General features: G+C 56.8%; 9 protein-coding genes. 4 read left to right on the top strand and 5 right to left on the bottom strand.

Annotated elements, in window-relative coordinates:
* Positions 1-176 precede the first annotated feature (176 nt).
* Positions 177-1,487, bottom strand: coding sequence for a replication-associated recombination protein A (locus NP590_RS19740; protein WP_256604452.1), 1,311 nt, complete (start codon positions 1,485-1,487; stop codon positions 177-179).
* Positions 1,488-1,567: 80 nt separating this feature from the next.
* Between NP590_RS19740 and accA the strand changes: the two genes are divergently transcribed.
* Complete coding sequence (accA, locus tag NP590_RS19735; RefSeq protein WP_256604451.1) at positions 1,568-2,542, top strand: acetyl-CoA carboxylase carboxyl transferase subunit alpha; 975 nt, start codon at positions 1,568-1,570, stop codon at positions 2,540-2,542.
* 64 nt (positions 2,543-2,606) lie between these two features.
* On the opposite strand, the gene NP590_RS19730 is transcribed toward accA, so the two are convergent.
* The 4 genes from NP590_RS19730 to NP590_RS19715 form a co-directional block, all read right to left on the bottom strand.
* Complete coding sequence (locus NP590_RS19730; protein ID WP_256604450.1) at positions 2,607-3,719, bottom strand: inorganic phosphate transporter; 1,113 nt, start codon at positions 3,717-3,719, stop codon at positions 2,607-2,609.
* Positions 3,720-3,729: 10 nt separating this feature from the next.
* A complete protein-coding gene (locus NP590_RS19725) occupies positions 3,730-4,359 on the bottom strand; it encodes a DUF47 domain-containing protein (RefSeq protein ID WP_256604449.1) in 630 nt (209 codons plus the stop codon).
* Between the two features lie 118 nt (positions 4,360-4,477).
* Positions 4,478-5,173, bottom strand: coding sequence for an N-acetylmuramate alpha-1-phosphate uridylyltransferase MurU (gene murU, locus NP590_RS19720; RefSeq protein WP_256604447.1), 696 nt, complete (start codon positions 5,171-5,173; stop codon positions 4,478-4,480).
* Positions 5,170-6,171, bottom strand: a complete 1,002-nt coding sequence (locus NP590_RS19715; RefSeq protein WP_256604446.1) for an aminoglycoside phosphotransferase family protein — start codon at positions 6,169-6,171, stop codon at positions 5,170-5,172. Before NP590_RS19715 ends, murU begins: the two co-directional genes overlap by 4 nt.
* A gap of 137 nt (positions 6,172-6,308) precedes the next feature.
* Here NP590_RS19715 and NP590_RS19710 point away from each other — a divergent pair, with 137 nt between their 5' ends.
* Genes NP590_RS19710 through NP590_RS19700 form a run of 3 tightly spaced genes read left to right on the top strand, consistent with a single transcriptional unit; the run spans position 6,309 to position 10,929 of the window.
* Complete coding sequence (locus NP590_RS19710) at positions 6,309-9,110, top strand: LPS assembly protein LptD (protein ID WP_256604445.1); 2,802 nt, start codon at positions 6,309-6,311, stop codon at positions 9,108-9,110.
* 7 nt (positions 9,111-9,117) lie between these two features.
* Entirely contained in the window at positions 9,118-10,398 is a 1,281-nt protein-coding gene (locus tag NP590_RS19705; protein WP_256604444.1) for a peptidylprolyl isomerase, read from the top strand.
* Positions 10,399-10,413: 15 nt separating this feature from the next.
* Entirely contained in the window at positions 10,414-10,929 is a 516-nt protein-coding gene (locus NP590_RS19700) for a DbpA RNA binding domain-containing protein (RefSeq protein ID WP_256604442.1), read from the top strand.
* Positions 10,930-10,939: the final 10 nt, after the last annotated feature.

Here is a 10,939-nt window from a genome sequence, read left to right as displayed (position 1 = left end):
CACAGTCGCGATGATAGCCCCGCGAATCGCGACTGTGCGTCGCTCCCACCATGACTTTCAGAGTACGGACGGTGAAGGCTTGGCGCGACCCCTGAAAGAAAAATCTCCAAAGGCATGTGAGACATACCGGTCTTTCAGGTTCGACCGCCGCCACATTTGATAGTTGAGCTGAAAAATCAGCCTTTGCGTAAAAAATCCAATTTGCTTTTGATCTTGATTTCCAACCCCCTATCGACCGGCTGGTAATAACGCCGCCCCCTTAAGGGCTCCGGAAAGTAATTCTCGCCGGCGGCGTAGGCGTTTTCCTCGTCATGCGCGTAGCGGTATTCGGCGCCGTGACCCAATTCCTTCATCAGCTTGGTCGGCGCGTTGCGCAAATGGATCGGCACTTCCAGCGAACCGCTGTGGCGGGCGTCGGCCATCGCCGCCTTGTAAGCCACGTAAACCGCGTTGCTTTTGGGTGCGCAGGCCAGATAGACCACGGCTTGCGCCAGCGACAGTTCGCCTTCCGGACTGCCCAGCCGTTCGTAGGCATGGGCGGCATTCAAGGCCAGTTCCAGCCCGCGCGGGTCGGCGTTGCCGATGTCTTCCGAAGCCATCCGCACTACCCGGCGAGCGATGTACAAAGGATCACAACCGCCGTCCAGCATGCGGCAAAGCCAGTACAGGGCTGCGTCCGGATCGGTGCCGCGCACGGATTTATGCAGGGCGGAAATCTGGTCGTAAAAAATATCGCCGCCCTTGTCGAAGCGGGCGGCGTGGCCTTGCAACACTTCTTCCAGCACTTCGCGGTTGACTATTTCCCGCCCGTCCACATTTTCGGCCAGATCGGCGGCGATTTGCAGGATGTTCAGGCAGCGGCGGGCGTCGCCGTCGGCGGCCTTGGCAATCAGCAACAACACCTCCGCATCAATGGCCAGATTGCGCTGGCCCAGGCCGCGCCGTGTGTCGCTCAAGGCGCGTTGCAGCAAATCGACCAGGGCTTCCGGCTCTATGCCGCGCATCACGTAGACGCGCAAGCGCGACAGCAGCGCGTTGTTCAATTCGAAGGACGGGTTTTCGGTAGTGGCGCCGAATAGTATGATCGCCCCGCTTTCGATGGGCGCCAGCAAGGAATCCTGCTGGCTTTTGGAAAATCGGTGTATTTCGTCGATGAACACCACGGTATTCAGGTTGCGGGTCAGCTTAACATTCTCTGCTTCCGCCACCGCGGCGCGGATTTCCTTCACTCCGGCCATCACCGCCGATAATTCGATGAAATGGCAATTCGCGCTGGCGGCGATGATTTTAGCCAGCGTGGTTTTACCGACGCCCGGCGGCCCCCAAAACACCAGCGAGTGCGGCATGCCCTGCTCGATGGCGGCGCGTAACGATTTGCCCTGGGCCAGTAAATGCTGCTGGCCGATAAACTCGTCCAGGCTGGTGGGGCGCATTCTGGCTGCCAAGGGGGCGTCCGGATGCGCTATAAAAGTGTGGCTTGCTGTCATGGGCGGGAAAACTGATAGGCAATATCGGCTTTTTTCATTAGAATTGCCGACCATTTTATTGATTCTGACGCCGGATTGACATGGATTTAAAATTTTTAGATTTCGAACAGCCGATTGCCGAACTGCAAGCCAAGATAGAAGAGCTGCGCAAGGTGGAGCTGGACAACCATTTCGACATTTCCGAAACCTTGAAACAGCTGGAACAAAAATGCGAAGGCCTGACCGAAAGCATTTTCAGCAACTTGTCCGATTGGCAGATTTCGCAATTGTCGCGTCATCCCGGCCGGCCTTACACGCTGGATTACATAAACTTGATGTTCACGGACTTTCACGAGTTGCACGGCGACCGCACCTATGCCGACGACCCGGCCATAGTCTGCGGCTTGGCCCGTCTGGAAGGCCAGCCCATCGTGGTGATCGGCCACCAAAAAGGCCGCGATACCAAGGAAAAAATCTACCGCAACTTCGGCATGCCGCGACCGGAAGGTTACCGCAAGGCACTGCGGGTCATGAAACTGGCCGAACGCTTCCGGCTGCCTATCATTTGCCTGATCGATACCCCGGGCGCCTATCCCGGCATCGGCGCCGAGGAACGCGGCCAAAGCGAGGCCATCGCCCGCAACCTGTTCGAGATGTCCAAACTGCGCACGCCCATTATTTGCACCGTGATCGGCGAAGGCGGCTCCGGCGGCGCCTTGGCGATTGGAGTGGGCGACCGCTTGCTGATGTTGGAATACAGTACCTATGCGGTGATTTCGCCGGAAGGTTGCGCGTCTATTCTATGGAAAAGCGCCGACAAGGCCCAACTGGCGGCGGAAGCGATGGGCATCACCTCCGACCGGGTACGCGAACAGGGTTTTCTGGATGAAGTGGTGCGGGAACCGGTCGGCGGCGGCCACCGGAATTTCGAAAAAGTCGCCCTGAATCTGCGCGAAGCCTTATTGCGGCACATGGACGAATTGAATCAGGAAGTCCTGGACATGGACAGGATGCTGGAAAAGCGCTACCAACGCATCATGCGTTTCGGCGCTTATATCGAAGAACCGGTGAAATAAGCCGGACGCCGGCCAGCACCATGATCTCACACCACCCAGGCTGCCCGGCAGCCTGTCTACTCTGTTAATGCAGCCTTAACAGCAACCCAACCATCAGCCAGGCGATTCCGCCCGCCACCGGAATCGTCATAAACCAGGCCCAGACGATTCTTTCGATCACGGATAGTTTGAGCGTATGCGGATTCTTCGCAAAACCCACGCCCATGATCGCCGTCGAAATGCTGTGCGTCGTGGAAACCGGCATGCCGAAATGAGCGGCGGCCAACAAAATGGTGGCCGAACTGGTTTCCGCCGCGAAACCGTTAATGGGATGCAGTTTGACCATTTTGTGACCCAGGGTTTTGATGATGCGCCAGCCGCCCACGGCGGTACCCAAGGCCATCACCAAGGCACAGGTAAAGATAATCCAGGCGTCGATGTCTTTTTCTCCCCCATCCGGCCGCAGAAATTGCGCCCATTGCGGCAACTGATCGAGTTCGCCGGCACTGTTGGCGGTAAAAATGGCCAGGGCGATGATGCCCATGGTTTTTTGCGCGTCGTTGCTGCCGTGGGCAAAGCCCATATAGCCGGCCGACAAGAGCTGAGCCTTGCCGAACACCGCATTGATCCATTTCGGCCGCGATATGCGTGCCAAGATGCCGCCGGCCGAATTCATGCCGCTGATGATGGCCATCAATCCGCCCATGATCAGGATGCCCAGGGTGAATCCGGCGATGGGCGAACTGATCATCGGAATCACCACCTTCCACAACAAGCCCTTGTTCTCGGTCCAGACTGCGGCGGTTTTAGCCCAAATCAGAACATCCGGATTATTGTTTCCCGCCGCCAATGCCGCTCCGCACAAGGCACCGATCAGGGCATGGCTGGAAGAAGACGGCAAGCCGAACGCCCAGGTGATCAGATTCCAGAAGATGGCGCCCACCAGGGTACAGATCAGCACTTCCGAGCTGATGTTGACCATGTTGGTGTCGACCAAGCCCGAGGCAATGGTTTTGGCCACCGCCGTGCCCGATAACGCGCCGACCAGATTGGTGACCGCCGCCAATATGACGGCCTGGGTCGGCGTCAATACCTTGGTGGCAACCACCGTGGCAATGGAGTTGGCCGTATCGTGAAATCCGTTGACGAATTCAAATACCAGCGCCGCCAGAATAACGAGCAGTAGCAGTGTCAGCATGGATATCCCTTTATGAATTTTTCAGGACAATGTGGTACACCACGTTGCCGGCGTCGCGGCAGCGGTCTATCGCTTTCTCCAGGATTTCGAACAAATTCATTTTCACCAAATAGCGGATGGGATCGGTTTCATTGGCGTAGACGTCCCGATACAAATCGAGGATTTGATTGTCGGCTTCGGCCTCTATGGCTTGCAACTGATCGTTCAGTTTTTTGACCCGATCCAGATCCATGCCCTTACGCAGCTCGCCGACCATTTGTTGCAAAACCTGGCAGGCTTGTTCTAGCATCAGGGCGCGGCTGGTGAAATCCACATCGCCCATCCGGCTCAAGGCCAGCGCATAGCGCTCGGCAAACTTTTCCACCACCTTGGGAATCTTGTACAGAGCATTGTTCAACGCTTCTATATCCTCCCTGTCCAAAACGGTCACAAAGGTATTGACCAGTTCCTCGCTGATTTGCGCGAACAGGGCTTTTTCCCGCCGGCGCGCCTGCTTGAATTTTTCCAACGATTGGGTAGTTGCCGGCGAATTCAACAATTCTATCAAGGCCCGCGCGGACCAACAGGCGGACTCCGCGCTGGCTTCCAGCAAGCCGTAAAATTTATCGCCCTTGCCGAAGATGGTTTGTAACGAGAACATCGTGTCTCCTTTGTTATGGTTATCGCGCATCGCGCCGTGGTTTTTCCATGCGCCACGCCGGCTTTAAGCGCTGACTTCCTCGATCCGACCGGCGGCGCATCGGCGGGGAAAAAAGCAACTATTGGCCGGACATGTCCGCCGTATGGAAAAAACCCCGATTTTCAGACACTTCCCGCAATCTGGCGGGCGTGCCGATATCTAGCCATGAGCCGTCGAAGTACTCCCCGCCGACCCGGCCGTTTTGCATGGCTTGCTCCAGAACCGGCCGCAGTTTCAAGGCTTGACCGGCCCGCACGCCGGCAAACAGGTCGGGATGATAAACGCCCATGCCGCTAAAGGTCAGTTTAGGCCCGCCGTTTACGCCAACCAAGCCGTTTTCGTTTAAACAAAAATCGCCTAGCGAATGATGCGGCGGGTTGTCGATCAACACCAAATGGGCCAGATCGACGGATTTTTCCCGCAAGCTCGCCAGCGGATAATCGGACAGGACATCCGCGTTTACCACCAGAAACGGTTTGTCTCCCAACAGCGGCAGCGCGTTGGCAATACCGCCGGCGGTTTCCAGCGCTTGTTCGCCTTCGTCGGCATATTGAATCGAAAGCCGCCAGCGACTGCCGTTGCCGCAATGCTCTTTGATCTGCCGCCCCAGATAGGCCACGTTGACCACAATCTCGGTAAATCCGGCCTTGGCCAGGTTTTCCAGACCGTATTCGATCAAGGCCTTGCCGGCCACCCGCAACAACGGTTTCGGGGTATGATCGGTCAAGGGTCGCATGCGCTCGCCGCGACCGGCCGCCAGTATCATGGCTTTCATAAGCCGGCCCCGTATACGGGCAGTACCCGGTGCCGCAGAAAGTCATTGAATTCGGCCAGTTCCGGATAGTCGGCGCAGACCTCTTCGACATAAGCCATGGTGCGCGGAATGTCGGCCAGATAAGCGGCTTTGCCGTCGCGCAGCTGCAAGCGGGAAAAGATGCCGATGGCTTTAAGGTGGCGTTGCAGGCCCATCAAATCGAACCAGCGCTCGAATTGATTAAAATCGCAAGCTAGCGTGCCGGCGTCCAGCAGCCGTGCGTGGTAGGTTAGCAGCCAAGCCGTCACCTGTTGCCGCGGCCAACGGATATAACAATCGCGCAACAAGGACACCAAATCGTAGGTAACCGGACCTATCACCGCGTCCTGAAAGTCGATCACGCCCGGCGGGCAATCGTCCGTCAGCATCAGATTACGGGAATGATAATCGCGGTGCACGCAGACTTGCGGCTGCGCCAAGGCGGAATCTATCAAACAGTCGGCCAGCATTTGCCGGATAGCGGACGGCATTACGATGCGCAAACGTTTTTCCAAAAACCATTCGTGGAATATGTCCAATTCACGCGTCAACAGAGCCCGGTCATAGGCCGGCAATGCCGCCCGCCCCGGGTCGATAGCGTGCTGCAACTTGAACAGGCTGTCCAGGGCGGCCCGATACAAAGCTTCCGCGTTATCCGGCCGCAACACATCCAGATAACAACGGCTCCCCAAATCCTCCAATAACAGATATCCTTGCTCGGTGTTTTGCTGATGAATAAGCGGAACGTGCAGACCGGCCGCTTGCAACAGCGCGGCATTGCGAATGAATGCGGCGGTATTTTCCTTGTCCGGCGGCGCATCCATCGCGACGTGGCAGCCGCCGTCATGCACCACCCGAAAATAACGCCTGAAACTGGCGTCGCTGGAAGCCGGTTCGATATGTGAAATTTGCAGACCTAAATCATGGGTCAACCATTTTCTGAGTGCTTCGGCGCGCGGGTCTGAATTGGGATAGCACATTATTTGTTAACGGAAAAGCAACCTAAGGTAAAATGACCCGGCATTTTATTCGATTTCCATTCAGCTAAGTTAATTTAGCCGCCAACCTCGATATGAATCTTAGGTTTTATACAGTTTATTTAGCATTGTTATCATTCATGGAAGTCGCCTCGGCCACAGACAATGCCGCCTGGAATTGCGAGCAAGGTAAAAACGGCGAATGGGTCTGTCTGAATCAGGGCCAACCCAGCCAGGAAGCGGCCCAACCCAAGGTCATCGGCAGCCAAAAAGCCCCGCAAGCCGGCCAACCCGCCGCCTCGGCCGAATTGCCGGCGGCCACGGCCACAATGACCCGGACTGTGCCCGACGCACCGGCGGCAACTCCGCAACGGGCCGAGCAAACGGCGACGGAAAACCCCGTCGCGTCCGCCGAAGCCCCAGCCCCAACGCCGCGCGCCAGCTTGACCGAAAGCCAAATGCCCGCGCCCGGCAAAAAGGCGGTAGCGGCGACCAATAAACCTGGCTGGACCTGTCAATCCGGCGAGGTCGGCAAGACCAACTGGAACTGCAATCTGGTCGGCGCCGACCCCAAGGGCGCGGCCCAAGTCGCGGCCGCGGCGGAAGCCGAAACCACTTCCAACCTGCCCTGGCTCACGCCGGCTTATGATCGGCAACAGGAGCGCACCTTCGAATTGTTGCGCGGCGAATTCGCGCAAGACCCCTGGCAAAACTGCTCGAACTGGTCGGCCAGAAGGCGCAAAATCAAAGGCGCATCCAGCGAGGCCCGCGAGGAGGCCAACACCGATGTCTTGGCCGACTTTTCCGAAGTGTTCGACGGCGAGATTCTTAACTTCGCCGGCAATGTCGATCTGAACCGCGCCGACCAGCACCTGTCGGCCGACAAGGCCAGCTACGACACGGTTGCCGACACCATGGACGCGCAAGGCAATGTGGTTTACAGCGAAAGCACCCTGGCCCTGGCGGCCGACACCGTATCGATCAGTCTGGCCAGGAATGAAGCCCGGATCAGAAACGCCCAGTTCATCGAAGCGGCCGCGCCGCTGCGGGGCAGCGCCGCCGTCATGTACCGAGACAGCAAAAGCCTGTCCCGCTACAACGAAGCCACTTTCACCAGTTGCCCCCCCGGCAATCAGGACTGGGTCATGCATGCCTCGCGGGTAAAAATAAATCGCGAAAGCGGCCAGGGTTCTGCCAAAAACGCCTGGCTGGAATTCAAGGGCGTGCCGGTGATCTATACCCCCTATATTTCGTTTCCGGTGGACAACCGCCGCACCAGCGGCTTGTTGGCGCCCACCTGGTCGAATACCGAGCGGAACGGCTTTGACTTTGCCGCGCCGTTTTATTGGAACATCGCCACCAATTACGATACCGTCATCACCCCGCGTTACATGCAAAAGCGGGGCGGCATGTTGCGAAACAAATTTCGTTACCTGACCGAAACCTCCTCCGGCAGTCTGGCCGCGGAAATCATGCCCTATGACCAACTGCGGGAGAAAAGCCGCTATTCGGCCGCATTTAGGGACAATTCCCGCTTTACCGATAATTTAAACCTGCTCACCAACCTGAACTACGTGTCGGACAAGGAATATTTCAACGACATGAACAATGCGCTGGGCTTTCAAACCAACCGTTTTCTGTCCAGCACCTCCTACTTGAACTATGGCCGCCCCGGCATCGCCTTTTCCGCCGGCGTCAACCATTATCAATCGGTGGACAAAACCATTACCGATGCCGGCATGCCTTACGACATCCTGCCCAGGGTAAATCTGAGTCTGGAACACAGCTTCGACAACATGCCCTTGGCACTGGGCATGAACAACCAATACTCGCATTTTTATCACTCGGAGTTGGTCAACGGCCAACGCTTGAATCTGGCGCCGTCAGTCAGTTTTCCGCTGGAATCCAGCGCCGGCTTTTTCATTCCCAAAATCACCGGCCAATACACCCAGTATCAACTGTCCAATCAGACGGCGGCCAACCAGCCGGACAGTATCAGCCGCTTTTTGCCGATATTCTCCGCCGACACCGGCATGACATTCGAGAAACAACTGAATATCGGCAACACAGCCTATACCCACACTCTTGAGCCCAGATTGTTTTATTTGTACATTCCGCGCAAGGATCAAAGCGACATTCCGGTTTTCGACACAGCCGCTTTCGATACCAACTTTTACAGTCTGTTCCGGGAAAACCGCTTCAGCGGTCTGGACCGGATACAGGACGCCAATCAAATCACGCTGGCCGGCAGTTCGCGCTTTATCGACTCTTCCTCCGGCCTGGAGCCTCTGAAAATCAGTCTGGGCCAGATCCTGTATTTCCAGGACAGGACCGTCAATTTGCCCGGCGTGCCCAACCAGACCAGCAGTACCTCGAATTTCATCGGCGAGTTGTCCGGCCAGGTTACCAACCACCTGTCCTACACGGCCGGCGCCCAGTGGGATCCCGAGGCCAATGGATTCGCCCGCGGACTGGCCGTGCTCAAATTCCGCAACCAGCCAGACCAAATTTTCGACGTGGGCTACCGGTATCGCCGCAACACCCCCAACGATCAATTGGCGTTTATCAACCCCTCTAATAATCTGGTTACCCAGACGGCGGTGGGACAAACCATTTCGCAATCCGACGTGTCCTTTCGTTGGCCGTTGGCGGCCGGCTGGTATGGCCTGGGACGCTGGCAATATTCGTTCAATTTCGGCAAAACCACCGAAAGTTTTATCGGTATCGAAAAGGAAAACTGCTGTTGGCGCCTGCGCGTGATCGGCCGCCGCTATATCAACGGCGCCACCACCACCAATTTTCTGGCTCCGGATGCCAAGCCGGAAAACGCGGTGTTCGTGCAGCTTGAATTAAAGGGCTTGACAGGGTTCGGCGACCAAGTGGACCGCTTCCTGCAGCGCAACCTGAACGGTTACCGGCCAGCCAGTGATTTTGAAGACTAATCCCAACATGCTTAAACAAATTTTTCTTAGTGTCTGGCTCTTGACGGTCGCCCATGCCTTGCCGGCGCAAACCCTGGACCGAATCGTGGCCGTCGTGGAAGACGATGTGATACTGGAGCGCGAACTGGCCGCCGAGGTTGCAACCATTGCCCATAAGCTACAGGGCAATAATGTGGCGATGCCGCCGGAATATGTGTTACGCAAGCAGGTGTTGGAGCGCATGATAGTCGACAAATTGCAGCGCCAGATGGCCGCCCGTTCCGGGGTTCAGGTCAGCGACGAAATGCTGCGCAACTCGGTTGCCGACATCGCCTCCCGCAACAACATGTCGGTGGACGCCTTCAAGCAGGAACTGGCCAGACAAGGCATGGATTACAAGGCCTTCGAGGAAAATCTGCGCAACGAAATCATCATCAATCAGCTCAGGGGCCGGGAGATCAGTGCCCGCATCAAAGTCACCGATGCAGAGGTGAACCATTATCTGGAAACCCAAAGCAAGGCCGGCACCAACACCACCCAATACCATTTGGGACATATCCTGATTTCGGTACCGTCCGGCGCCTCCTCCGGCGAGATACAAAAAGCCCGGCAGCAGGCGGAGCGCATCGTCTCCGACCTACGCAACGGCAAGGATTTCCGCGAAACCGCCATCAGCTATTCCAACGACGACAATGCCTTGAAAGGCGGCGACCTGGGCTGGCGCAGCATAGGCCAGATTCCCACCCTGTTTACCGATACGGTTACCGGCATGGTGCAGGGCGACATCTCCGAGCCGATCCGCAGTCCCAGCGGCTTTCACATTATTAAAATGCTGGAAACCGAAGGTTCGGCGCAGCACATTGTCAATAAAACCAAGGTCCGACACATTCTGATCAAGACCAATGAACTGGTGGATGACGCCGAAGCGCAAAAACGCCTGCTGGCGCTCAAGGAACGCATAGACGACGGCGACGATTTCGCCACCCTGGCCCGCGCGCACTCCGACGACAAGGGCTCCGCCATCAACGGCGGCTCGTTGGATTGGGTTACGCCCGGCGCGCTGGTGCCGCCGTTCGAAGAGGCCATGAACAAACTCGGCATCAACGAAATCAGTCCACCGGTGCAAACCCAATTCGGCTGGCACATGATCCAGGTCCTGGGCCGGGAAAGCCAGGACGACAGCGCTCAATTTCGCAAGGATAAGGTTCGCGACGAAATCCGCAAGCGTAAGGTCGAGGAAGAAACCGAATTATGGTTGCGGCGCTTGCGCGACGAAGCCTATGTGGAAATCGACTTGGACAGACTGTAACAGGAATCGCCGGACATGCAGGCTCACCCCCGAAAACTGGATAAACTGAAAAAACGCCTGCAACTGGTGCTCGGCCAAGAAGATCTGCGGGCGCACCGCCAACTGATTCAGAAAACCGGCATGGAACTAGGCGTGGATCCGCTGGATTGCGCGGCGGCATTGCTGTTCATCAGCCAACCGCATCTATTTCAAAACACCGTCAACGAACAGGCCCCGTCCCGCCCGCCGCTAGCGGTTTTTAAACAAGCGCATTATCGTAACGTGCGCTATCGGCTCGATGTAGGCAAAAATCACCATATCGATCAGGAGCAGTTACTGAGCACGCTGGTTGAAGAATCCGGGGTCGACAAAAAACGCATAGCCCGTATCGATATTCGCGACAGCTATACCCTGGTCGATTTGCCCGAAGGCATGCCCGCCGACATTTTTCAATTGCTCAGCGAAGCGACCGTGCAGGGCCACCCGCTGAATATCAAACGCATCAAGCCCAACCGCAGAAAGCCGCGCGATCCCAAACAGATAGCCGAATAAAAATGGCCGC

This window comes from Methylomonas subterranea (assembly GCF_024505185.1).
Classification (GTDB): Bacteria; Pseudomonadota; Gammaproteobacteria; order Methylococcales; family Methylomonadaceae; genus Methylomonas; species Methylomonas subterranea.
The sequence above is the reverse complement of the archived record's forward strand: the minus strand, read 5'-3'. Positions and strand labels throughout refer to the sequence as shown.

Bases quoted from the DNA above. Each gene is read 5' to 3' on its own strand.
- NP590_RS19740 (WP_256604452.1), bottom strand. From the start codon at position 1,487: ATGACAGCAAGCCACACTTTTATAGCGCATCCGGACGCCCCCTTGGCA.
- accA (WP_256604451.1), top strand. From the start codon at position 1,568: ATGGATTTAAAATTTTTAGATTTCGAACAGCCGATTGCCGAACTGCAA.
- NP590_RS19730 (WP_256604450.1), bottom strand. From the start codon at position 3,719: ATGCTGACACTGCTACTGCTCGTTATTCTGGCGGCGCTGGTATTTGAA.
- NP590_RS19725 (WP_256604449.1), bottom strand. From the start codon at position 4,359: ATGTTCTCGTTACAAACCATCTTCGGCAAGGGCGATAAATTTTACGGC.
- murU (WP_256604447.1), bottom strand. From the start codon at position 5,173: ATGAAAGCCATGATACTGGCGGCCGGTCGCGGCGAGCGCATGCGACCC.
- NP590_RS19715 (WP_256604446.1), bottom strand. From the start codon at position 6,171: ATGTGCTATCCCAATTCAGACCCGCGCGCCGAAGCACTCAGAAAATGG.
- NP590_RS19710 (WP_256604445.1), top strand. From the start codon at position 6,309: ATGGAAGTCGCCTCGGCCACAGACAATGCCGCCTGGAATTGCGAGCAA.
- NP590_RS19705 (WP_256604444.1), top strand. From the start codon at position 9,118: ATGCTTAAACAAATTTTTCTTAGTGTCTGGCTCTTGACGGTCGCCCAT.
- NP590_RS19700 (WP_256604442.1), top strand. From the start codon at position 10,414: ATGCAGGCTCACCCCCGAAAACTGGATAAACTGAAAAAACGCCTGCAA.